Source organism: Streptomyces sp. NPDC002809 (assembly GCF_040295435.1).
GTDB lineage: Bacteria > Actinomycetota > Actinomycetes > Streptomycetales > Streptomycetaceae > Streptomyces.
Genome location: NZ_JBEOVJ010000066.1, coordinates 17,927 through 39,448, shown reverse-complemented (window position 1 = coordinate 39,448; position 21,522 = coordinate 17,927). Strand labels below are relative to the sequence as shown.

Genomic DNA, 21,522 nt, shown 5'->3' with positions numbered 1-21,522 from the left:
GCCGAATCTACCCCGGCCGTCGGACAGTCCTCAGGCCCCGGCCTCCGCGGCCGACTGGGCCGGCTTGGTGACCTGGGTGATCCAGGGCGCCTTGAACTCGGCGAGCTGGATCTGCTGGTTGTTCCAGGTGCCGAAGCGCGGGTTGACGTCGACCTTCAGCGCCTTGGACGCCTTCGTCAGCGCGTCGCCCAGGACCTTCGTGCCGGCCGGGGTCGTCGGGTCGGCGCCGAGCGCCTGGCCGAGCTTGGTCAGCTGGATCTGCTCTCGCAGGAAGGCGTCGATCTGGTCCGGGGCGATCCACCGCTCCTGGAGCACCGCGGCGCGCAGCCCGGCCTCCCCCTTGTACTGGGCGACGGCCGACTGCCGCATCTGCTGGATCTCGGCGCGGCTGACGGTCACTCCCGCGTCCGCCGATGCCTTGTCCAGGACCCGGTCGAGGATCAGCCCGTGCAGCTTGGCGCGGACGAGCTGGCCGGACTGGTTGGTGATCTGGGCGGCCTGCTTCGAGCTGTCCTGCGCCTGGCGCACGTCCGCCACCTGGCCCTGCACGGTGGCCACCGTGATCCGGTCCCCGCCCACGACGGCCGCGGCGCCCGGGTGGGCCTGACTGCCGCAGGCGGCGAGGAGCGGCGCTGCGGCGAGCAGTGCGGCGGAGACGGTGAGCGCGGTGCGACGGCGGCGGTGCAAAGGAGCCTCCCGAGGAGATTGTGCGGCGGTGCACAAAGCCTTGCGGTGATCGATGTTAGGCAGTGGAACTGGTCCGGGCCACTGATTCGACCAACGATTCGGGAGGAGTTGGGGATGTGGGGTGCCGGCGGCGCGGCTCGGGCGGCGCGTTCGGCCTGGTTTCGGCGGGTCTCTCGTGGGGCGAGGCCCGCCCCCGTACCTTCTAGCCGTTACACCGTCGCCGTCGCCGGAGGAACGAGTCCTGCCATGGCCTCCATGTCCTTGACGCCGAACCTTGGGAAGAAGATGCGCAGGGCGCTCCCCGCGGACTCGTCGATCAGGATGAACGAGTGCTTCACGAATCCGCGCTTGATCTCGGTCCGCTTCACGTTCTTGATCTCGAACGTGGCCAGGTGCCGGTCCGGCTTCGCGAAGGTCGGGTTGGCCTGGAAGAGGAAGAGGCGTTCGCGGCTGCCCGCGAGATACATCGGCTGGGGGGCTGCCGCAGCGATCATCGTCCCGCCGCTCAGGACCGCCGCGGCGATGCCCATCGCCACGTTCTTCTTGACGGAGACCTCGCTGAGATTCACCAGCGACGTCGCCTCGATCTGTTCACCGGGCTCCAGCATGACCGTGACGGCTTTCAGCAGGGCCCGGCGTCTTCTCGCGTTCACAACACACCTCTGAGTGGATCAAGGAGTACGGTGCGCGAGCCGGCCGTGCGGAGTCACGCCGCGGCCGGCGCCTCGCCGGAGCTCCACGGCGCGACGGTTCTGCCCGGCTCAGCGCATATGACCGGGACACCTTGCCATACGGAACACCCGGCTCCGCACCGCCCGGCTCAGCCGACCCGTTCGACCGATTTCGGCGGGGTGTCCGGCCGCAGCATGATCGCGCGCGAGACCACGAAGGTGATGGGGATGGCGGCCGCGGCCGCGACCAGTGGGGCGTACCGGCTGCTGAATCCGGCCAGGTCGACCAGCAGGTAGACGCCGCCGGTGGTGATGACGAAGTTGGCCGCGTTGGTGAGCGGGAAGAGCAGGAACTTCCGCCAGGTGGGCCGGGTGCGGTAGGTGAAGTACGAGTTGAGGAAGAACGAGCCGGTCATGCTGAGCGCGAACGCCAGCACATGCGCGGCCATGTACGGCAGCCAGTGCAGGAGAGCGAGATAACAGCCGTAGTACGTGCCGGTGTTCACGGCGCCCACGAGCGCGAACCGGGCCATCTGTGCCTTGACCGTCATCGGCGTACGGACTCCAGGGGTTTCGGCTCCGGGGCCGGCCTGCGGATCGGGGTGTTGGTCGCCTTCACCAGGAAGTGCGGGCGGCGCTTCACCTCGTAGTAGATCCGGCCGACGTACTCCCCGACCACCCCGACCATCACCATCTGGACCCCGGCGAGGGCGGTCACCACCACGATCAGGGTGACGTATCCGGGGGTGTCGACGCCCTGGACCAGGGCGACGCCGACGATCCAGGCGGCGTAGGCGAGGGCCACCGACATCAGCAGCATGCCGAGATAGAGCGCGGCGCGCAGCGGCTTGTTGTTGAACGAGAGGAGTCCGTCGAGGCCGTAGTTCAGCAGCTTGCCGAAGGTCCAGGCGGAGCGGCCCTGTTCCCGGACGGCGTTCTCGTAGCTGAACGTCGAGGTGGGGAAGCCGACCCAGGCGAAGAGGCCCTTGGAGAAGCGGTTGTACTCGGTGAGTTCGAGTACGGCGTCGGCCGCCCGCCGCGACAGCAGCCGGAAGTCGCCGACGCCGTCGACGAGTTCCACGTCCACGAGGCGGTTGATCAGCCAGTAGTAGGCGCGGGCGGTGAGGGTGCGGGTGACGCGGTCGCCCTTGCGGGTGCGGCGGGCGATCACCTGGTCGTAGCCCTGCGCGTGCTCCTGCAGCATGCGGCCGACGAGCTCCGGCGGGTGCTGGAGGTCGGCGTCCATGATGACGAGTGCGTCACCCTCGGCGTGCTGGAGACCGGCCAGCATGGCGGCTTCCTTGCCGAAGTTGCGGCTGAAGGAGACGTAGCGGGCCCGGGGGTCGGCGGCTGCCAGCTCCTGGAGGATCGGCAGGGTCCGGTCCGTACTCCCGTCGTCCACGTACACGAGCTGGAAGGCATGGCCCAGGCGGGTCAGCTCATCCGTCACGCGTTCATGGAAGCGTTCGAGGATGTCTTCCTCGTTGAAGCAGGGCACCACCAGCGAGATCAGCACGAATGTACATCAGCCGGTCAAAGTGTCGGGAGCGGATGGCGGGTGTGGCCTGAGGGCGACGATTGGGTGAACTGGCCCCGGAGCCCGGCCGGGTGAGGCCGTGCGCGGTGTCACGGGCGGCGTCGGCCGACGGCCCGTCCTCCGTAACGGCGCGTACGGCACAGCTCAGCCCTGGAAGCTGAGGCGCGGCGGGTGGGTGGGGTCCGCCCGGCAGACGAAGACGTGCATGGAGCCCCAGCGGCCCACGGTGATCCAGGTCGGGACGTTGGCGCCCATGGCGTCCGCCGTCGCGCGGTCCTCCTGAGGGATCCAGCTGCGGTTCCCGCCGTCCCACTCCTGGCTCGCCACCGTCATCAGGAGATCCGTCCGCGCCCCGCACGAACAGCGCAGGTCGACGTGGTCCGTCGCGTGCCGGGAGGCGAAGCCGCCGGCCTTCCAGCCCGGCGCGACCGACAGGTCGGACCGGTAGAGGACCGCGTCCTCGTCCAGGTCGTCCTCGTCGCCCTCCCACGCGTCGATGCGCTCCCGCACGTCGTCCGGGAGCAGGCCGGCGTCCGGGTGCTCGACCACCTGCTCGGGGTCGAGCAGGCACGGCGCGGGCACGTACCCCTCGGATCCCACCACCTCGGGTTCCGGCTGCTCGGCCAGGACCTCGCCGACCTCGGCCGACCGGCGTCGGCGCAGTTCGACAGCGGGCTCGTGACGCCCGTGGTGGGCGTCGAACGGACACCACAGGATCTGAAGCAGATCGAGATCGGCCAGGCCTTTGAGGTCGGGCACGTCCCGCCGGAACAACTGGGCCAGCGCAAGGAGGGGAACGGGGTCCGTGTCCCCGAGAGAGGGGGCATGGCGCGCCCGCTTGAACGAGCGGAGGACATCCCCCTCCTCGTCCGTGGGACCGGGACGCTGCCCCGGGGCGGGAACCCTGCTCCACGCCTCGTCGAGGATGCGCCGGCTCAGCCGTACGTCCGCCGTCCGCTCCCCGTATCCCCGCCGGTGCCGCTCCGTGCAGACCGGCCAGGGTTCGGCGGCGGGCCACAGCAACGGCCCGCCCACCGAACTGTCGCGGTGCCCGGGGGCGCCCGGACGCGGGTGCAGCCGTGTGGTGGTGCGCCGGTGGGCGGCCAGCTCCGGGAAGACACTCTCGATGTCCACAGGACGGGAGGGGGTGGTGCGCGACATGCGTCTCCTTGTGCGGACGGGGGCGCCGCGCGGGCTTCGGCTTCGGCTTCGGCTTCGGCTTCTACAGACTCATCTGCGGGCGGCCGAGGTCGAACAGGTCGGGGTCCTGCTTCGTCAGTTCGCGCTCGAAGTCCGGCCAGCCGTGCTTCTCCACGTACTCCGCCTCGATGCCGTGAAGCGGCACCAGCCACACCAGGGACACATGCGTCCCGTTCTCCAACGCGACGGAGAAGAAGGCGTCGTCGAAGTAGACCGGCATGGCCGCGTACAGCGCGGTCAGGGAACTCCCCGGAGTCAACGGCATCGGCAGGGGCACGACGTCCCCGCGAAGAATCGCCCTCCCGGTGGCCGCCAGGCGCTCCGCCACCCACTCCAGCACTCCGGGAAAGGGGCCGTACTCGTCCCCGGCAAGAGGGTGGCCGCAGCCCAGCAGTTCCAGATGCTGGGGCTCCCCGGTGGTGGGTGAGACGAGGTGCGTCCGGTGCAGGGTGATGGTGGCACAGGACTGGACGCCCTCGAAGACACCACCGGTGAACCAGCCCACCTGCGCCGCGCCTTCGGGAGCGCCGTCCCTGACCGGCCACGCTCCGGCCAGTCGGCCCAGACGTGCCTCCAGGTGGTCGATCAGAACAGCCACACTCACCTCTTACGTCGTTGCGATGCCAGGTCGGTCGTATCCGTACGGGCACGGCGCTTGGCGGACACCTCTCCGGTCCGGCACCGGTTCAGCCACCCCTGACCTTCAGCTGGCGCTCCAGCTGGCGGCGCAGTTCGACGGGCAGCGGGTGGTGCGGGCCGTACATCCGCTCGGTGTCGTACAGCAGGGCCTGGAGCTGGCCGCGCGCCCCCACGTGGTCACCGAGGGCCAGCAGCAGGTGGCCGATGCGGTGGCGGATCTCGTACGAGCGGGCCGGGTCGTTGTTCGTCGCGTACTGGTTCTCGTAGTACGGGAGGACCGCGCGGTACTCGGCGAGTGCGGCGGCGGGTTCGCCCAGCTGTTCCAGGCACTGTGCGGCGTCGTACCGGAACTGAAGGGTCTGCAGGTCGGCGGGTCCTGCCTCCGCGGCCCGGTCGTCGGCCAGCCGGCGCAGCTCGGGCAGGGCGCGTCGGTACTGGCCGTCGTCCATCAGTGTCGCCGCGTACTGCTTGCGCAGGATGCGGACGACCGGGGAGCCCTCGCCGTGCTGTTCGGCGGCGGCCGGGAGGATGCCGCCGAGCATGTCGACGGCCTGGGTGATCCGGCCTTCGCCCAGCAGCCTCTTGACCTCGTCGACGGCGGCCGCGACGTCCGGCCGGGCGGGCATCGGCGCGGGCTGGGCGGCGGGCGGGGTCGTGGCCCGGTCGGGCCACGGGGCGTGCGGGCGCAGGAAGGGGCGGGTCGGGTCGAGCGGGCCCGAGGGCTGCCCGGCGTTCCGGGTGGGCAGCAGGGGGGCGAGGTGTTCGTACACCTCCTGCGCGCTGGCCGGGCGGTGCTGCGGGTCCTTGGCGAGCAGGCGCAGGACGAGCGCTTCGAGCGGTTCCGGGATGTCGGGGCGGATCGTACGGACGGGGGCCGGCGGCTCGTAGAGATGGCGGTGCAGCACACCGAGGGCGGTGGATCCGACGAACGGCACGTCTCCGCTGAGGAGTTCGTGCAGGAGCACGCCGAGGGCGTACAGGTCGGTGTACGGGCCGACGGCACCTCCCATGGCCTGCTCGGGGGCCATGTAGGCCGGCGAACCGATGGGCGAGCCGGTGTGGGTGAGCCGGGTGGTGTCGGTGTCGAGGACGGAGGCGACGCCGAGGTCGAGCACGACGACGGTGCCGTCCGGGCGCACCATCAGATTGCGGGGCTTGAGGTCGCGGTGGACGATCGGCACCGCGTGCACGGCGCACAGGACGGCGCAGAGCTGGGCGGCGACGGCGACGGCCCACTGCCAGGGGTACGGATCGTGTTCGGCGAGATGGTCGCCGAGGTCGGCGCCCTCGACGTACTGCATGACGAGGAACAGTTCGTCGCCGTCGCTGCCCGCGTCATGGACGGTGACGAGGCCGGGGTGGTCGACCTGGGCGGTGACCCGGCACTCACGGACGAAGCGGCGGCGCAGCTCGCCCGCGGCGTCGCTGCCGATGGGGCCGGTGACCCGGTCGGGGCGCAGCAGCTTGACCGCGACCCGACGGTCCAGGCGCTGGTCGTAGGCCGTCCAGACCTGGCCCATGCCGCCCTGCCCTAGGATCGTCGCCAGCTCGTACCGCCCGCCGATGAGGCGACCGCTCACCGGCCCTCCTCCTTACGGAGGTAGTCGCTCAGCTCGTCGAGCTCGGCGCGGACCTGGTCGAGGCGCTGGGGGTGGGGCGTCGAGTGCGGCTGGTGGGTGTGGGGCGCCTGCTGGGGCTGGGGTGCGGGGTGGGGTTGGGGTGTGGGGTGGGGTTGGGGTGTGGGAGGGGACTGCTGGTACTGCTGCGGCGCGTACGGCTGCGGTGTGTACGGCTGCGGGATGTAGGGCTGCGGGGTCGGGGGGTGCTTACCGATCGGCTGCATCGGCGGCTGTACAGGTGTCTGCACGGGCACCGTGGGCGCGTATGCGTAGCCCGGCACCGGCGGCACAGGGCCGCCGCCCATCACGTTCTGCCGCGTCAGCTGCGCGTAGTGGCGGATGTCGGCGACGAGGTAGTGCACGGGGGCGGCCACCATCGCGAGCAGCAGCAGCGGTATGAGGACGTTGTCGACTCCGTGGGGATCGGCGTCGCCGCCGTCCCTCCCGATGACCGGCAGCAGCACGCAGACGAGTACGAAGCCCGCCCCGGTCACCCACCAGTCGAGGGCCCTGCGGCGCACGATCGCCAGCCGCAGCAGGGGCGCCCACAGGAGCAGGCCCAAGGAGCACACCGACAGCACGGTGAACAGTACGCGCATCGACACGATCCAGGCCCGGCCGGGGACTCTGCGCGGCGGCGTCGGCAATTGGCCCGGGGCGTACATGGCTGCTCCTGGATACCTGGTCATGGGACGTCTGCGCGCACCTGGGCGTGCACGCAGAACCGAGCGTAGAGGGCGACACCGGCAAGGGCCCCCGGGTTGTACGGAACCGTTGTGGTTCCGCTCACTTCGGCGTGACCGTTCCGTCCGTCAGTCCGTCGTACATGCCCTGGACGAGCCGGCCCCCGAGGCGGCCGGCGAGGCGCAGGGCGTCCTCGAACGCGGCAAGGGCGCGGAAGCGTTCGCCGTACCGCTGCTGCTCGGCGAGCGGCAGCCGGGGCAGTTGGAGACGGCGGGCGTCGAGCCGGGTCGCGGTGGACGCGTAGCTGCTGGCCTGACGGTTGTTGGCGGTTCCGCGCAGGAACCCGGCGAGGAACCAGGGGTCGAGCGCGGCCGGATCGGGGCGCAGCAGCTGGAGGTTGCGGCCGAGCGCGGCGCCCGCCGTGGCGTCGTCGATGACGCGGGCGACGGAGCCGCCGCCGAGCACGGGGACGACGACGTCGCCCGGTTCGACGAGCACGGGCTCCTCGTGCGGCCCGTCGGCCGGCAGGTTCCCCGACGGTGCGGAGGAGCCGAGGACGTCGTGCTCGGTGAGCACGGGGCCTGTGCCGGTGCCGGAGCCTCCGGTGCGGAGCTGGAGGGCCCCGGCCCGGGCGAGTTCGCCGACTGTGGTGAGCGGCCAGTGGGCGGGGCCGGAGACCTCCACGGGCGGCGGGGTGAGGCTGTCGGCGAGGCCCAGGCTCTTCGTCAGCCGTTCCCGTACGTCGATCAGCTCGGCGGGCCCGTCCGCCGCCGCTGCGGCGGGCAGATGGCGGGCGGGAGCCAGGTCGACATCGTCGTCGAGGAGTTCGATGACCGGGACGACGCGGCTGGTACCGGGCCTGAGGCGGCCGGCCTCGCCGTTCGCGAGGCTCCCGTCCGCGGCCTGTGTCACACCGGTTTCCCTCGCCTCATCCGTCTCACCGGTCCCACTGGCCTCAGTGGCCTCACGGGTCCCACGGGTCCCACCGGCCCCACCGGTCCCACGGGTCCCACCGGCCCCACCGGTCTCACCGCTGAACGGCTGCCAGGCGTCGAGCACGGCTGCGTGCAGGGCCGGCCAGTCGAGCCGGTCGCGGCCGCTCTGAGAGGAGGCCTGTTCGGTGGGCTCGGTGGTGTCGACCAGGAGCAGTTCGGGTGAGGGGTGCGGCCCGGTGTCCGGCTTGCGCAGCACCCAGAGGTGGAGCGGGATGCCATAGGGGGGTGCGGCACCGGCCGGGAGCGCGATGACGGCCCGCAGGGCGCCGCGCCGCAGCAGATCGGCGCGGATGCGTCGGCCGGAGCGACGCGACGCGGCGGCGGGCGGCATCAGCAGGACCGCGGTGCCGCCCTCGCGCAGATGGGCCAGCGCATGCTGCACCCAGGCGAGTTCGGACTCCGTGCGGGCGGGAAAGCCGTACTCCCAGCGCGGGTCGTAGGCGAGCTCGTCATGGCCCCAGTTGCGCTCGTTGAACGGCGGATGGCAGAGCACGGCGTCCACGGTGAGGCCGGGGAAGGCATCGGCGCGCAGGGTGTCGCCGGTGCGCACGGTGAGCGTGCACTCGGTGGAGTCGGCGTGCAGGGCGAGACGGAGTGCGGTGAGTGCCGCGAGGTCCGGGTCGCTCTCCTGCGCGTACAGCGCGCCCGGCCGCGGGACGGCACCCAGCAGGGCCCCGGTGCCCGCCGCCGGGTCGAGAACCGTGCTCAGGGGCCGGCCACCGGTGTCCGCCAGCGCGGCCATCAGCTCCGCGAGGCCGGGCGGGGTGAGTGTGTACTGGCGCGGGTTGGCGTCGAGCTGACGCCCGAGCAGGAACTCGAAGGTCTCCCGGACCCCGGCAGCGGCAGCGAGCTCCGCGGCGCCCCGCAGCAGCGGGACGGACGGCAAGAGCTCGGAGCGGTCCGGGCTGTGAACCGCGCGCCCGGCCTCGGCGGCCGGTCCGAACCTGGCGGTGAGCACCTCGTTCAGCGCGAGGGAGAGCACACCCGCCATCCGTTCGTCGGACACCCCCGTGATCTCCCGCCAGGCGGAGGGCCGCTCCCGCACGAGGAGCAGTGCGCATCCGACGTGGAACAGGGCCGGGACAGCACCCGCGGGATGTCCGGCCAGCTGCTGCCAGACGCGCTCGCGGAGCGGGACCTCGGCGAGTTTCCCCTGGTCGCGCAGCCACTGCTCGACCTCGGGCAGGGCGAACGACGGACTCGCCTCGGTACCGCCGACGGGCTTGGGGAAGTCGGCGTGACGACGGCGCCAGTTACTGACGGCGGCGCGCCCCACCCCTGCCAGCCGGGCGATCCCTGCGGCGGTCACCTCTGTCGCGTTCTCCGGCACTTGCTGTCTCCCTGGTGCTCGTACCGCTGCTGGCCCGTCCGTGCTCACTGCCCGCGCTCATCGCGCGTGCTCACTGCGGCGCGTGCTCACTGCGCGTGCTCACTGCGGCGCGTGCTCACTGCTGTGTCGGCGAGCATACCGACCCGTTCACAGCACCCGGTTCACAGTCACCGTGCAGCAAAACCCTGTGAACGATGTTGACTCGGTTCACAGGAAATGGTGTCATTGACCTGTCGCTGCACAAGCGGCGCGTGGAACCGCTCACCACTCAACTCCGCACTTGCCGAAGGGCACAGCCATGTCCCAGTTCACCCAGCCGCCGCAGTCCCCGCAGCAGCAGCCCCAGTCCCCGCAGCAGCCGTACATCCCCGCCCAGACACCCGGCCTGCGCCCCGCACGCAACGGGCTCGGCATCGCGGCACTGATCCTCGGTCTCATCGGCGCGGTCTCGGGTCTGATCCCGTTCCTCTTCTGGCTGGCGGGCACCCTCGGTCTGATCGCGCTGATCCTGGGCCTGGTGGGCCGGGGCCGTGCCAAGAGGGGCGAGGCGACGAACAAGAACATGGCCACGTTCGGCACGGTCCTCGGCCTCATCGCGCTGATCCTCTCGGTGGTCGGCGCCGTGATCACGTTCAAGGCGGTCGACGACGCGGTGAACGACATCAACAAGGCGGTGTCGGACACGACGGCCTCCGCGAAGCCGAAGGCCGCCGGGGAGACCGGCAAGAACGCGGACGACGCGAGCACCGGGGGCGAGGCCAAGAAGGACGAGGCCAAGGAGGAGGACACCGCCGAGGCCCTGGAGGCCGGCGACTCCGCTGTGTACGACGACGACGTCACGGTCACCGTCGGCGACGCGACCTCGTACTCCGCGGGCTCTTTCGCGGCCGGTCACACGAAGGGCAACAAGGCCTACCGCGTGGCCGTCGTCATCGAGAACGCGGGCAAGGAGAAGTTCGACTCCACACTGGTCAGCGTCGAAGCGCGCGCCGGTCAGGACGGGGTCGACGCCGAGCAGATCTTCGACGGCAAGGTCGGCGAGGGCTTCAGCGGCACGGTGCTCCCGGGCAAGAAGGTCACGGTCCTCTACGCCTTCGACGCTCCCGCGGATGCCAAGAACCTGACCGTCGAGGTCAACCCCGGCTTCACGTACGAAGCGACCCAGTGGGACCTGAAGCTCTGACCCGCGCCGAGGCGCCCGCACACACGACACCACGGCACCTGCCCCGGCAGGATCCGTGGTGTCGTGCGTTCACCCCCGGCCGCTACGAGGTCCAGCCGGCGCGGCCGAGGATGTCGGCCGCCGCCATCCTGACGTTCGGGTTCTCGTCGTGCAGGAGTGCGCGTGCCGCGGAGCCGTATGCGGTCTCGTCGTCGGTGACCCGCAGCAGATGGACGAGGGCCCGCCGTCTGACCCAGTGATCGGGATCGCTCAGCGCCCGTGCGAGGGCGTCGGCCACCCCTGCGTACAGGTCTGACTCTGCCAGGGTCTTCGCCGCCTCCATACGGACTCCGCGGACGGGATCGTCGGCGAGGGCGGCGAGCAGCACGTCACGGGCACGGCTGCCGAGTGGCCGCCGCCCACCCAGGGTGTAGGCGGCGGCAAGTCGCTCGCAGGCTGAATCCGAACCGGCCAGTTGATCGACGAGTTCCTCGTCGCTGCCCCGGGACTGGTCACGGAGATCAGGAGCAAGCCTCCCCTGCGGCAACCCGTCCAGCCAGTGCTCGTACCAGTGGAGGAAATCCGGCGCGGGATGGAACACCGGGGGCAGAGCCGTGTTCCCGAGGTGGGCGTCGAGGAGCCGGCCCCGGGCGGGCCCGGTGATGACCAGCAAGGTCGCCTCCGGGCCGCCCCGTTGGACGACTGGATGGGTTCCCGCGTACGGATCCGTCCGATCGGCACACAGCCGCGCCCATTCCTCGGGCACACAACCGGTCGGATCCGGAGCGAAAGTCGTCCCCAGGCGCTGACGGGCATCAGGGATGTCACGGATGTTCCAGCGGGTCAGCGGCTCAAGGCCGCAGTCCGGGCCGATGCCTCCGTTGCCGACCTCCCGCAGGAACGTGCGATACGCGGAGGGAAGACGGATGCCGTGGACCGCCTCGAAGGCAGCCAAGCGCTCCTCACCGAGCGGGAGGCCCAGCCGTCGGCCACCGGGCGCCCGCACGAAGGCCCTCCGCCGAGGGACCGGCTCGGGGCACGCTGCGGACAGCTTGGCGTGGATGCGGGCGACAACGTCGTCCATAGGCGCCTCTTCCGGGTGCGGCGACACTCCGTGCGTACCGCGCTCGCCCGCATCGTAAGCAGAGGCAAGGCGGACCAGAACCGGGAGCGCCGCCTGCGGTTGCCGCTCCCTCCCGGCCGCCGCATCGCCGAACTGCCGCACCACCGAACTGCCGCGTCGCCGAACTTCCTCACCACCGAACTGCCCGACCACCGAACTGCCGCACTGCCGAACTACCGCACCGCCGTGATGTCGTGATGCCGCACCGCCGCACGCCGCAGTCCGCTGGTCCGCTCGCCGCAGTCCGCACGCCGCGCTCCGGCCGGGTCCGGGGCCCACCGCTTCCGTCACGTGAGCGCCGGAGTCGCCTGGGCTGCCCCGATACGGAAGCGCGCGGCCAGGAGGCCGTAGGACGCCATCCGGTCCTCGGGCGATGCGGCGAGCGTGTTGATCATGATCTCGGTGGCCTGGTGGGCGCGGGCCAGGGAAGTGAGGCGGAGGTGGAGTTGTTCGGGCGTGCCGTGGAGGATCGCAGGCCGGTGCATGGCGGCCCGGGCTCGTTCCTCCGGGGTCCAGATGTGACGGGCCGCCGTGGCCGGTGCGGGGATCGGGCCGTCGTGGCCGAGGTCCTTGCGGGCACGCCACAGCAGCATGGCCCGGGCCAGGGCTGCGGCGTGGCCCGGGTCCTCCGCGGTGACGGCGCGGACGGCAAGGACGGTCGACGGACTGCTCCCGGCGCGCAGGTGCCCGCGGTATTCGGCGACGGCCGCGGGACCGTTCCTCGGGGCGAAGAAGTGGCCGAAGGCGTAACCCGCGCCGAGACGGCCGGCCAGCGGGGCGGTGGAGCCGCCCGCGCCGAGCAGCCACAGGTTGCCCACCGGTTCTCCGGCGTCGGCGGTCGCACCCGTACCCGGTTCCGTGAGGCGTTGGTGCAGGCGCTGGAGCTTTTCGTCGAAACCGGCGGACGGGCCGCCGCCGCGGGCGATGCCGACATCCACGCGGCCGGGGTGCAGCCGGCGCAGCAGCGTCATCGCCTCGGCGGCCTTGTCGGGGTGGTACCGGGGCAGCAGGATGCCGCCGGTACCGACCCGCAGGCGCGCGGTGTTCTGCAGCAGCAGTCCGGTCAGGACTTCGGGTGCGGTGCCGGCGAAGGAGCGGGATTCGTGGTGCTCGGCCAGCCAGTAGCGGTGGTAGCCGAGGGCTTCGGCGTACTGGGCGAGCGAAACGGTGGTGCGCAGGGCGTCGGCAGCGGACTGCCCCTCCCCTATGGGGGACTGGTCCAGGACGGAGAGCCGGATCGTGGCCGGGTCGCCGTGGGCGGTGCCGGCGGGAACGGGGTGGGTGGTCATCGCGGCTGGACCTCGTTCGGGGTGGGTGCGGCGGCATCGGCGGCCGTGGTCGTCGGCTGATCGGGGTGGGGGTGGTGACCGTGATCGCGGAGGGCGGGGACGATGCGCCAGTCGCGCTGGAAGACGAGGTTGTGCAGATCGGCGGCGACGATCGCGCGGAAGGTGGGGACGAGTTCGGCGGCCTGGGCGGGGGTGAAGACGTTGAGCGGCCACTCGGCGACGGTCGCGCCGCGCAGGTGCGGGTGGTGGAAGCCGGCGCCGTAGTGGGCGTGCAGGGTGAGGGCGGTGATCCCGGCGCGGCGCTGTTCGGGCCAGGTCAGAAGCCAGGCTGCGAAGTGGCCTCCGTACTGGTCGCGGCGCAGGCCGGTGGCGCGGATCGTTCCGGTGCCCAGCAGCAGGTGGGTGTCGAACTCTGCGAGGACCTGGCGTGCGGGGGCGTCCAGGAGTTCGGCGGCCTCACCGAACGCTGTCTGCTTGGACGGCCGGTCGGCGTGTCCGGCGTGGGTGCCTTCACGCAGGTCGGTGAAGTGGCGTACGAGGGCCTCCAGGGGTGCGGGGACGGCGGAGGGGGCAGCTGCGGTGGTCATCGCGGGGTGTCCTTTGCGTTCAGGTGCGGGCTGCGCCGGTGGTGACGGTGCGCAGACGTCCGGCGAGTGCGGGAAGAAGCTTGCTGTCGGGGTGCAGGAGGTCGGCGTGGGCGGTGCCGGGCGGGTGGACGAGATCGACGGGGACGGCGGCGGCACGCAGCCGGGCTGCGTAGGTGAGGACGTCGTCCGCGACCGGGTCCAGTCCGCCGACGGCCAGCACGGTGGGTGGCAGTCCGCGCAGGTCGGGGGCGTCGAGCGGGGTGGAGTACAGGACCCGGCCACCGGCCGTGGGGGCCGGGGGCGCGGTGCCGCGCAGAACCCGCCAGGCGCGGCGCAGGTCGGCGGGGTGCGGGAAGGCCGCCGGGTCGCGTCGGTGGCTGGCCCCGGAGCAGGCCGGGTCGAGGGGCGGGTAGGCGAGCAACTGGGCGGCCAGCGGTGCCCGTTCCGGGTCCGCGCCCCGGTGATCGCGGTCGGCCAGGGCGGCCGCCGCGGCCAGCGTGCCGCCGGCGCTGTCCCCGCCGACTGCCACCGGTACCGCCTCGGCGCCCGCCCGGCTCCGGGCCCAGTCGAGAGCGGTGAGAACGTCCTCCAGGGCTGCGGGATGGCGATGGGCGGGGGCGAGCCGGTAGTCGACGCTCAGCACCCGCCACCCGGAGAGCTCGGCCAGCCGCTGTGTGACGGGGTGCCACTCGGCCGCCGATCCCCGCTGCCAGCTCCCTCCGTGCGCCCACACCAGCCACCCGCCACGGCCCGTGTGCCCGGTACCGGCCGGGGAGTGCAGCCGGGCGCGGACAGGCCGTCCTCCCGGAATCGTCACGTCGGTCCACCGGGGCGGGCTGGTCCACCGGGGCAGGTCGGTCCACCGGGGCAGGTCGGTCGCGTTCATCGGAGGAAGTTCCTTCCGGGAGCGGTACGGAGGGTGATCGGGGAAAGCGGCGGAGCGCGCCGGGCACGTCCGCGCCGCCGGTGATGCCGGGGGGGCGGGGCCTGGCGCGCCCGGCGGGAGCCCGGCGTCAGGCGTTCTGCGCGACAGCGGGAGTGTCCTGGGGCTTCCCGTTGGCGGCAGCGAGGGCGTCCTCGGACTTCTCGTCGGCGACAGCGGGGGCGTCCTCGGACTTCTTGTTACGGAGGAAGAGCGCCGCGATGACGACCCCGAGGGCGACGAGTGCGGCGTTGACGGCGATGGCGACCGTGACGCCGTGGTGGATGGCGGAGGCGGAGGCGGCGCCGGCGGTGGTCGCCGTGACGACCGTCGACATGATCGGGGTGCCGAGGGTGATGCCTACCTGCTGGGACATCGAGGCGAGCCCGGTGGCCAGGCCCTGTTCCTTGTCGGGCAGGCCGCTGGTGGCGGTGACCATGAAGCCGACGATGACGAGCATGTTGCCGATGCCGCCGAAGAAGGTGGCGGGCAGGAGCAGTGCGAGGGCGGTGCCGGTCGTCGTACCGAGGAAGAGCAGCGAGGCGGTGAAGACGGTCTGGATGATGCCGCCGGCGATCAGGGCGGTCAGGGTCGAGGTCCTTGCGATGACCCTGGGGGCGAGCAGTCCGCCGACGACCGTGCCGATGCCCAGGACGCCGAAGGAGATCCCGGCGGTGAGCGGCGAGAAGTCCAGGGTCTTCTGCAGGTAGAGGGTGAGGAGGTAGACGAGCGAGGTCTCGGTGACGAAGGCGAGCATGCCCAGCGCGTTGCCCCAGGCGACGTTGCGGCGGCCCAGGGTCCTGAGCGGGACGAGCGGCTCGGCGACCTTGCGCTCGATCAGGAAGAAGGCGGCGAGGAGCAGGGCGCCGACGACGAGGCCGGTGACGGCGTGGGCGTTGCCCCAGCCGTGCTCGCCGGCCTGGGTGAGGCCGTAGACCAGGGCGAGCAGTCCGCCGGTGACGGCGAGCGCGCCGGGCAGGTCGAGCCTGGGGCGGGTGGCGGGCCTGGACTCCTTGATGACGGCAGGTGCGACGAGGACGACGGCCAGCGCCACGGGGACGTTGATGAAGAACGCCCAGCGCCAGGAGAGCAGGTCGGTCAGGACGCCGCCGAGGATCGCGCCGGCGGTGAACCCGGCGGACATCAGGGCCCCGTTGATGCCGAGCGCCTTCTGCCGGAGCGGGCCCTCGGGAAAGATCGTGGTGAGGAGGGAGAGCCCTGCCGGGGTGGCGGCGGCGGTGGCCAGACCCTGGGCGACGCGGGCGATCAGAAGCATCTCGGGGGTGGTGGCCAGCCCACCGACGAGGGACGAGGCGCCCAGCAGCACCAGGCTCCCGATGAAGATCTTCTTACGGCCGATCAGGTCGCCGATCCGCCCGAAGAAGAGGGTGAAGCCGGCCGCGCTGAGTGCGAACGATGTCGCGATCCACTGCAGGTTGGAGAGGGAGAACCCGAGGCCGTCGCCGATCGCGGGGAGCGCGACGTTCAGGATCGAGAAGTCGACGGCCAGCATGAACTGGGCCACCAGCAGCACCGCGAGGATCAGCTTCAACCGGCCGGTCAGGTGCTGCGGTTGATCATTCGGGGCGACCGTTCGGGGGGCGGGGGCGGGCCGTGGCGGGAGCTGTTCCCCGGGGACGGCTCCCGAGTTCGCCTTAGTCATAGACATGACAGAGATTCCTTTCTTTCCCGCCGTTCGCCGGTACGGCGGGGCATGGACGGGCAGGGCGGCCTGGGCTTCAGAACGGCAATCCTTAATGGGCCCGCAGTTCCGTTACGACATGAAAGTAGCACCGTGACTCGCCAATGGGAACCCCAGTCCCGATAAGATGGGGGTGGCACCGTGAGAAATCAGCAGAAGGAGATCGCCATGCCCACACCCCCGGCCGGCCCGGCCGGCCCGCCCACCGACGACCACTCGACCCCGGCCACCCCCTCGGCCCCCGTCGGCACCGTGCGTCCCGGCGGCCGCACCGCCCGGGTCCGCGAAGCAGTACTCAAGGCGGCCGGCGACACCCTCGCCACCGACGGCTTCGCCACCCTCGACCTCACCGAGATCGCCCGCCGCGCCGACGTCGGCAAGACCACCGTCTACCGCCGTTGGGGCACTCCGGGCGCCCTGGCCGCCGACCTCCTCACGGACATGGCCGCGACCTCCCTCCCCCGCGCCGACACGGGCACTCTCGACGGCGACCTCACCGCCAACGCCCGCCTCGTCGTCAAGACCCTCACGGATCCCCGCCAGGGCCGCCTCTTCAAGGCCCTGATCGCAGCCTCCCTCTGCGACGACCAGGCAGCCGAGGCCCTCCACCGCTTCTACGAGGTCCGCATCGCCGAGTGGTCGGGCTGCGTCACCGACGCCGTCACCCGTGGCGAACTCCCCGACGGCACCGACCCCCACGCCGTCATCGGCGCCGTCTCGGCACCCCTGTACTACGCCCTGCTCAACACGGGCCACGCGCTCACCGAGGACGACGCGGACACCGCGGCCCGGAGCGCCGCCGAAGCGGCCCGGGCCGGCGTCTGGCAGTCCCCTCGGCCGAACTGACGTGGCGGTGCACGACCAGGGCTCCACACCGGCCCCGGCCGATGGCAAAATCGCGGGCCGCGCCGCCGGACCACGGGCCCGCGACACCCGCACCGCGGCCACGCACGGCACGGCGCGGGGCTCAGCCCCTCTTCGAGCACCGGGCCGCGCAACGGGGCCGCCCACCGATGCCGCTTCGGAACGGGCGCACCCTCGCACTCACCACGCAGAGGCGGCCTTGCGCTGCGCCCACCGTCAGTGGGCAACCCCGCGGACTTCGACACCACGCACACCCCAGACCCGTCCCGCCGCAGGCCCCACACCTCCGCGACCTACGAGAAGGACCTCAAGGCGGAGCGCGATCGGCTCCGCAACCGGGTCAGGCTGTCTCTCGGCACCGAGTTGGAGGGCGTGAACCAGCACGAGCTGATCGAGCGGGTACAGCAGATCGAGCAGCGGAATACCGCGCTGGAGCGGGCGATGTCAGAGGCCGGGGATCAGATCGCCGCCTTGGAGGGCCAACTGCGGGGGCGGAGGACGACCTCACCGCGGCACGAGCCAGTCTCCGCCGTGCCATTGCGGGCTGTTCCGTCTCCATAGCCCTCGCTCCACACCGTCCGCAGCTGTCCGGCTTGAGTGTCGTCTGCCGGACAGCCGTGAGAGGCGGAGTCAGAACGAGGGATCGTGGAAGAGCGAGCCGGTCCGGACAGGTGGCCCCGGCTCGGAATCGCGCTGCTGAAGAAGTGCGACAGCGTCCTTGACGCGACCGAGGCCGATGAGGTGGCCGGCAAGGTCGATGCTGTTCGCGGGGGCGTACTGTTCGAGAACGGCAACAGCCTCCTCGGTGCGTCCGGCACCGGCGAGCAGCTCAGCGATGTGCGGCGCCGCGTACGAGGTGGCGCCCTCCGGGTGGGAGCGGGCCCGTGCGATCGCTTCGTCGACGCCATCGCGTGCGGCAATCAGCGGCAGCCGTATCCAGTACAGGTCCCAGTCCTCCTCGCATCCGCGGGCGGCGGCAAGGCCGTCGAGGTGCGCCAGGCCTTCCTCGGGGCGGCCCTGGCCGAGGTACAGGCCGGACAGCGCATGGAGGATCCAGTCATCCCCGACATGGGCGTCGGCCTGGCCGCGCATCACGTTGATCGCTTCGTCGCCTTGACCGTGGCGCGCCAGGAGCTGCGCGAGCTCGAAAGCCGAGTTGGGATCGTGCGCCCCTGGTCGGTCGGCCTGCCGGTACACGGCGATCGCGCCTTCCACATCACCGCGCTCCTCCAGCACCTCGGCCAGGCACCGCGCAGCGTCACCGAGATCCTCTGTCGCCGCGTAAGCACGCAGTTCCTCGATCCGATCGTGTCTCGCCAACAGATCGGCCAGCTGGTCGTGGTTGTTGACGGAGGTGATGAGCTGCCGGGTGTGCAGCAGGGCGATCGCTTCGTCGATGAGGCCCTGGCGTTCACGGATCGTGGCAAGCAGCCCGATCGCAGTGTCGGGGTCGAGGCCGCGGCAGCACCACGGGCTGTCACACCGGTGCTGAGCCGGGATCCGGGCGGCCAGCAGCGCGGCGACGTCTTCGTCCCGGCCTGTTCCCTCGGCGATGTCGACCAGAGCGGTGGCAAGACCCCAGTCCTCGATTCCGGTGCTCAGCCGAGTCACCGCCTCGTCCGTACGCCCGTGCCGGGCCAGCAGGCGCGCAAAGAACTCCAGTGGGAGCCCTCCCGTGCTCGCGTACGGCCGGGCCAGCGTGATCGCCTCCTCTGCCCGCCCCCAGCTCTCCAGGAGTTCCGCCTGGGTCCGGGCCGCCGGCCACCAGCCCGTGGCAACGTACGGGGCAAGCGCCTCCAACGCCTGGGCCGGTCGGCCCTGGTCACCGAGCAGCCGCGCCCACTCCCGCGCGCAGAACCATTCCCCACGACCGGCCTGGAACTCCACCTCGTTGTTGTGGCCGAACTCAAGAAGCCGGGATACCAGGATCGGAGGAATGCAGCCGGACAACGTCCTGGCCCGGTAGTCAAGATCAGCAGCGTCCATGGCAAACCACGTTAGCCGCCGCCTCCGACATCGGCCCTGCAGCCCAGCGGGGGGCTGTCATTGGGGTGCTATCGGCCTCCGCACTGCCGCAGCATCATCTGCTTGTCCGCCGCGGTCACAGGCAGCTCGTACTTGAGAGAGACCTGGGCGAACCGAAGCGAGTACGAGCAGCGGATCTGCTTGTACGGCGGCAACCAGGACGCCGGACCGGAATCGCTCTTGGAGCCGTTGGCGGGTCCGTCGACCGGGATGAGGTTGAGCGGGTCGTTGGCGATCTGCTGCCGCTTGGCGTCGTTCCAGCGGGCGGCGCCCATCTGCCAGTCGTACGAGAGCGGCATGACGTGGTCGATCTGGACCTTGGTGGCCTGCTGCTTGCGCCATTCGATGGTCGAGCCGGTGTACGGGTCCTTGAGCGTCATGGCGACGACCACGCAGTCGGAACCGGAGCGGAGCGCGACGTCCTTGCCGTCGCGGGCCAGCAGATCGTTCCGTGTGTCGCAGCCGTTCCGCGAGAGCGGGATGCCGTCGACCGAGTCCTTCCAGGCGTACCCGAACTTGTCCCGCTCGTAGCCGGTCCTGGGGCCACGCCCCTTGGTCGCCACCTTCTCGATGACCTTCCGGGCCGCCGCCCGGTCCGCGTCGGAGGTGAGGGGGGCGAGACCCGGCTTCGTACCGTCGGGGTTGTCCAGCGGGCTGGCGCCGAAGCCGGTGACCGACTGGCCACCGGCGTTCGAGCTGCCGGTTCCGGAGGACACCTGCTCGGGGTCACAGCCGGTCAGGGCCAGTACCGCCACGGCGCCCAGGGCGGGCACGATCACTCGACAATCGCGGGGAGATATCACTCGAAGCCGTCCTGACGGGGAGAAAGCCGAACCAACCCGGGAATCCTACGGACGTCTTCCCCGCCAGGACGTGTTCATGACTCCCGTTCACCCCCGATGCGGCCCGAATCACACCTTGCCGATGCCCAGCGTCGTCTCCGACGGCAGCAGCCCGGAGCCGATCGCCGCCACCCACAACGGCCCCAACAGCTCCACGAGCCGCTCCCGTTCCTCATCCCCCAGCACCCGCCACGGGGCGGCCGCCGCCTCGTCCGTACGCCGCTCGACCTCGGCACGCAGCGCCGCACCCGCCTCGGTCGCCGTACCGTCCTCCGTCAACAGTCCGCGCTTCAGAAGTCGTTCACCGGCCTGCGACCACTCCTCGCCGCTCCATCCCCGGCTCGCGAACACCTCCGGGCGCGCCGCACCGACGGCGGCGAACGACACCAGCGCCTCGACCGGGTCCAGCTCCGCACCCGCGAGCGCCGCGAGGTGTCCGTCGCCGCGGTGTTCGCGCAGGACGGTCGCCGCGTGCCAGAGCGCGAGGTGCGGTTCGTCCGGCCAGGGCAGTGCGGCGTTGGCTGCGGCGAGCGGGCGCCCCGCCGTGTCGGCGGCCTCCGCGACGCGGCGCAGGAGCGCGGCGGCCTCGGCCGTGTCCGGAGCGACGGCCGCCTCCCCCAGCAGCGTCCGGTACATGCGGTCGACGGCCCGGCTCCGGGCGGCGAGCACGGCGTCCGGCGAGGCGACGGACCAGACGGCAGGGACGTACGCATCCACCGTCCGCGGGCTGAAGCTGTAGAAGGTCGCCGTGACCCGGTCGGCCCCCGCCCCGGCCTCCCCGAGTGGTGCCGCCCGCCAGGCGAAGTAGCTCGGCCAGCGCTCGTCCACGGCGTATCCGAGCGCCGAGGCCTCCTCGAAGGCCTCCGGTGCGTAGTAGAGAACAGCGTGCAGGGGCTCCAACAGGTGCCACATCTGCCGTACGCGACCCAGCTCGTCGGACATGTCTCCGCCTTCCGCGACCATTCAATCTTGCCGTTGACTAGATCCTCAGAGTGCACCTCGCTCCGCGAACTTGTCAATGGCTAGATTCAGCGTAATCTGCTGTCATGACCAGCCCCCGCACCTACCACCACGGCGACCTGCGGCGAGCCGTTCTCGCCGCCGCCCTCGACGTCATCCGCACCGAGGGCCCCGCCGCGCTGAGTCTGCGCGACCTGGCCCGCCGGGCCGGCGTCTCCCACGCCGCCCCCGCCCACCACTTCAAGGACCGCACCGGCCTGCTCACCGCCGTCGCCACCGAGGGATACGGGCTCTTCGCCGCCGCCCTGGCCGATGCGCCGGACCTGCGGGAGCGGGGCGTGCGGTACGTACGGTTCGCGGCCGAACACCCGGCCCACTTCCAGGTGATGTTCCAGCCGGACCTCTACCGCGCCGACGATCCGGACCTGCTCGCGGCGAAGGAGCGGGCGTCGCAGGAACTGCGCGCAGGCGTCACCGAGCTCCCCGCAGCCGGACGCGGCGACGACCCCCGCCTCGCGGGCGTGGCCGCCTGGTCCCTGGCCCACGGCTTCGCCACCCTGCTGCTGAGCGGCAACCTGAGCGGGGCGGTGGGCGACCGGGACCCGGAGGAGGTGTTCCGATCGCTCGCGTATCTGCTGTTCGATCGGGAGAGTCCTGCCGCCGAGTGACCGGCACGGGCCGAGG

At 71.6% G+C, this 21,522-nt stretch carries 21 protein-coding genes; 4 read left to right on the top strand and 17 right to left on the bottom strand.

Annotated elements, in window-relative coordinates; translation table 11 throughout:
* Nucleotides 1–30 precede the first annotated feature (30 nt).
* The 9 genes from ABT025_RS29535 to ABT025_RS29495 form a co-directional block, all read right to left on the bottom strand.
* A complete protein-coding gene (locus tag ABT025_RS29535) occupies nucleotides 31–687 on the bottom strand; it encodes a SurA N-terminal domain-containing protein (protein WP_351001004.1) in 657 nt (218 codons plus the stop codon).
* Between the two features lie 209 nt (nucleotides 688–896).
* Nucleotides 897–1,340 (bottom strand): hypothetical protein, encoded by a 444-nt coding sequence (locus ABT025_RS29530; RefSeq protein ID WP_351001001.1) that lies wholly within the window; start codon nucleotides 1,338–1,340, stop codon nucleotides 897–899.
* 167 nt (nucleotides 1,341–1,507) lie between these two features.
* On the bottom strand, nucleotides 1,508–1,909 hold the full coding sequence (locus ABT025_RS29525) for a GtrA family protein (RefSeq protein WP_351000998.1): 402 nt from the start codon (nucleotides 1,907–1,909) through the stop codon (nucleotides 1,508–1,510).
* Entirely contained in the window at nucleotides 1,906–2,874 is a 969-nt protein-coding gene (locus tag ABT025_RS29520) for a glycosyltransferase family 2 protein (RefSeq protein ID WP_351000995.1), read from the bottom strand. The genes ABT025_RS29525 and ABT025_RS29520 overlap by 4 nt, the downstream gene beginning before the upstream one ends.
* 165 nt (nucleotides 2,875–3,039) lie before the next feature.
* A complete protein-coding gene (locus ABT025_RS29515; RefSeq protein WP_351000993.1) occupies nucleotides 3,040–4,056 on the bottom strand; it encodes a hypothetical protein in 1,017 nt (338 codons plus the stop codon).
* 61 nt (nucleotides 4,057–4,117) lie between these two features.
* Nucleotides 4,118–4,693 (bottom strand): suppressor of fused domain protein, encoded by a 576-nt coding sequence (locus ABT025_RS29510; RefSeq protein WP_351000991.1) that lies wholly within the window; start codon nucleotides 4,691–4,693, stop codon nucleotides 4,118–4,120.
* An 88-nt stretch (nucleotides 4,694–4,781) separates the two neighbouring features.
* Entirely contained in the window at nucleotides 4,782–6,314 is a 1,533-nt protein-coding gene (locus tag ABT025_RS29505; protein ID WP_351000988.1) for a serine/threonine-protein kinase, read from the bottom strand.
* Entirely contained in the window at nucleotides 6,311–7,018 is a 708-nt protein-coding gene (locus ABT025_RS29500) for a hypothetical protein (protein WP_351000986.1), read from the bottom strand. Before ABT025_RS29500 ends, ABT025_RS29505 begins: the two co-directional genes overlap by 4 nt.
* A gap of 121 nt (nucleotides 7,019–7,139) precedes the next feature.
* A complete protein-coding gene (locus ABT025_RS29495) occupies nucleotides 7,140–9,362 on the bottom strand; it encodes an N-6 DNA methylase (RefSeq protein ID WP_351000984.1) in 2,223 nt (740 codons plus the stop codon).
* Between the two features lie 298 nt (nucleotides 9,363–9,660).
* Between ABT025_RS29495 and ABT025_RS29490 the strand changes: the two genes are divergently transcribed.
* Nucleotides 9,661–10,545: a DUF4190 domain-containing protein gene (locus ABT025_RS29490; RefSeq protein ID WP_351000981.1), complete on the top strand. Its 885-nt coding sequence runs from the start codon at nucleotides 9,661–9,663 to the stop codon at nucleotides 10,543–10,545.
* An 82-nt stretch (nucleotides 10,546–10,627) separates the two neighbouring features.
* On the opposite strand, the gene ABT025_RS29485 is transcribed toward ABT025_RS29490, so the two are convergent.
* Entirely contained in the window at nucleotides 10,628–11,479 is an 852-nt protein-coding gene (locus ABT025_RS29485; RefSeq protein WP_351000979.1) for a HEAT repeat domain-containing protein, read from the bottom strand.
* On the opposite strand from ABT025_RS29485, the gene ABT025_RS29480 reads away from it, so the two are divergent.
* Nucleotides 11,456–11,845 (top strand): hypothetical protein, encoded by a 390-nt coding sequence (locus ABT025_RS29480; RefSeq protein WP_351000977.1) that lies wholly within the window; start codon nucleotides 11,456–11,458, stop codon nucleotides 11,843–11,845. The two genes, ABT025_RS29485 and ABT025_RS29480, sit on opposite strands and share 24 nt — an antisense overlap.
* A gap of 89 nt (nucleotides 11,846–11,934) precedes the next feature.
* Here ABT025_RS29480 and ABT025_RS29475 read toward each other — a convergent pair whose 3' ends face one another.
* The 4 genes from ABT025_RS29475 to ABT025_RS29460 all read right to left on the bottom strand — a co-directional run bounded on the left by ABT025_RS29475 (nucleotide 11,935) and on the right by ABT025_RS29460 (nucleotide 16,114).
* The gene (locus ABT025_RS29475) at nucleotides 11,935–12,936 is read right to left on the bottom strand and encodes an MsnO8 family LLM class oxidoreductase (RefSeq protein ID WP_351000974.1); all 1,002 of its coding nucleotides are present in this window, start codon (nucleotides 12,934–12,936) and stop codon (nucleotides 11,935–11,937) included.
* The gene (locus tag ABT025_RS29470) at nucleotides 12,933–13,523 is read right to left on the bottom strand and encodes a hypothetical protein (protein WP_351000972.1); all 591 of its coding nucleotides are present in this window, start codon (nucleotides 13,521–13,523) and stop codon (nucleotides 12,933–12,935) included. Before ABT025_RS29470 ends, ABT025_RS29475 begins: the two co-directional genes overlap by 4 nt.
* Nucleotides 13,524–13,542: 19 nt before the next feature.
* The gene (locus ABT025_RS29465) at nucleotides 13,543–14,409 is read right to left on the bottom strand and encodes an alpha/beta hydrolase fold domain-containing protein (RefSeq protein ID WP_351000969.1); all 867 of its coding nucleotides are present in this window, start codon (nucleotides 14,407–14,409) and stop codon (nucleotides 13,543–13,545) included.
* 127 nt (nucleotides 14,410–14,536) lie between these two features.
* Complete coding sequence (locus tag ABT025_RS29460; protein ID WP_351000966.1) at nucleotides 14,537–16,114, bottom strand: MFS transporter; 1,578 nt, start codon at nucleotides 16,112–16,114, stop codon at nucleotides 14,537–14,539.
* A 201-nt stretch (nucleotides 16,115–16,315) separates the two neighbouring features.
* Here ABT025_RS29460 and ABT025_RS29455 point away from each other — a divergent pair, with 201 nt between their 5' ends.
* The gene (locus ABT025_RS29455) at nucleotides 16,316–16,993 is read left to right on the top strand and encodes a TetR/AcrR family transcriptional regulator (RefSeq protein ID WP_351000963.1); all 678 of its coding nucleotides are present in this window, start codon (nucleotides 16,316–16,318) and stop codon (nucleotides 16,991–16,993) included.
* Nucleotides 16,994–17,641: 648 nt separating this feature from the next.
* On the opposite strand, the gene ABT025_RS29450 is transcribed toward ABT025_RS29455, so the two are convergent.
* The 3 genes from ABT025_RS29450 to ABT025_RS29440 form a co-directional block, all read right to left on the bottom strand.
* Nucleotides 17,642–18,997 carry a tetratricopeptide repeat protein gene (locus ABT025_RS29450; protein ID WP_351000961.1) on the bottom strand — a complete coding sequence of 452 codons (1,356 nt, stop codon included), beginning with the start codon at nucleotides 18,995–18,997 and terminating at the stop codon, nucleotides 17,642–17,644.
* Nucleotides 18,998–19,065: 68 nt separating this feature from the next.
* Nucleotides 19,066–19,815, bottom strand: coding sequence for an HNH endonuclease family protein (locus ABT025_RS29445; protein WP_351000958.1), 750 nt, complete (start codon nucleotides 19,813–19,815; stop codon nucleotides 19,066–19,068).
* A 132-nt stretch (nucleotides 19,816–19,947) separates the two neighbouring features.
* Nucleotides 19,948–20,820, bottom strand: coding sequence for an SCO6745 family protein (locus ABT025_RS29440; protein ID WP_351000956.1), 873 nt, complete (start codon nucleotides 20,818–20,820; stop codon nucleotides 19,948–19,950).
* 104 nt (nucleotides 20,821–20,924) lie between these two features.
* Here ABT025_RS29440 and ABT025_RS29435 point away from each other — a divergent pair, with 104 nt between their 5' ends.
* Nucleotides 20,925–21,506: a TetR/AcrR family transcriptional regulator gene (locus ABT025_RS29435; protein ID WP_351000953.1), complete on the top strand. Its 582-nt coding sequence runs from the start codon at nucleotides 20,925–20,927 to the stop codon at nucleotides 21,504–21,506.
* The last annotated feature ends 16 nt before the right edge of the window (nucleotides 21,507–21,522 follow it).

What these genes read in the sequence shown, in the direction of transcription:
- ABT025_RS29525 (WP_351000998.1), bottom strand. Translation starts at nt 1,909, where the DNA reads ATGACGGTCAAGGCACAGATGGCCCGGTTCGCGCTCGTGGGCGCCGTG.
- ABT025_RS29515 (WP_351000993.1), bottom strand. Translation starts at nt 4,056, where the DNA reads ATGTCGCGCACCACCCCCTCCCGTCCTGTGGACATCGAGAGTGTCTTC.
- ABT025_RS29500 (WP_351000986.1), bottom strand. Translation starts at nt 7,018, where the DNA reads ATGTACGCCCCGGGCCAATTGCCGACGCCGCCGCGCAGAGTCCCCGGC.
- ABT025_RS29490 (WP_351000981.1), top strand. Translation starts at nt 9,661, where the DNA reads ATGTCCCAGTTCACCCAGCCGCCGCAGTCCCCGCAGCAGCAGCCCCAG.
- ABT025_RS29475 (WP_351000974.1), bottom strand. Translation starts at nt 12,936, where the DNA reads ATGACCACCCACCCCGTTCCCGCCGGCACCGCCCACGGCGACCCGGCC.
- ABT025_RS29470 (WP_351000972.1), bottom strand. Translation starts at nt 13,523, where the DNA reads ATGACCACCGCAGCTGCCCCCTCCGCCGTCCCCGCACCCCTGGAGGCC.
- ABT025_RS29465 (WP_351000969.1), bottom strand. Translation starts at nt 14,409, where the DNA reads ATGAACGCGACCGACCTGCCCCGGTGGACCGACCTGCCCCGGTGGACC.
- ABT025_RS29460 (WP_351000966.1), bottom strand. Translation starts at nt 16,114, where the DNA reads ATGTCTATGACTAAGGCGAACTCGGGAGCCGTCCCCGGGGAACAGCTC.
- ABT025_RS29455 (WP_351000963.1), top strand. Translation starts at nt 16,316, where the DNA reads ATGCCCACACCCCCGGCCGGCCCGGCCGGCCCGCCCACCGACGACCAC.
- ABT025_RS29450 (WP_351000961.1), bottom strand. Translation starts at nt 18,997, where the DNA reads ATGGACGCTGCTGATCTTGACTACCGGGCCAGGACGTTGTCCGGCTGC.
- ABT025_RS29440 (WP_351000956.1), bottom strand. Translation starts at nt 20,820, where the DNA reads ATGTCCGACGAGCTGGGTCGCGTACGGCAGATGTGGCACCTGTTGGAG.
- ABT025_RS29435 (WP_351000953.1), top strand. Translation starts at nt 20,925, where the DNA reads ATGACCAGCCCCCGCACCTACCACCACGGCGACCTGCGGCGAGCCGTT.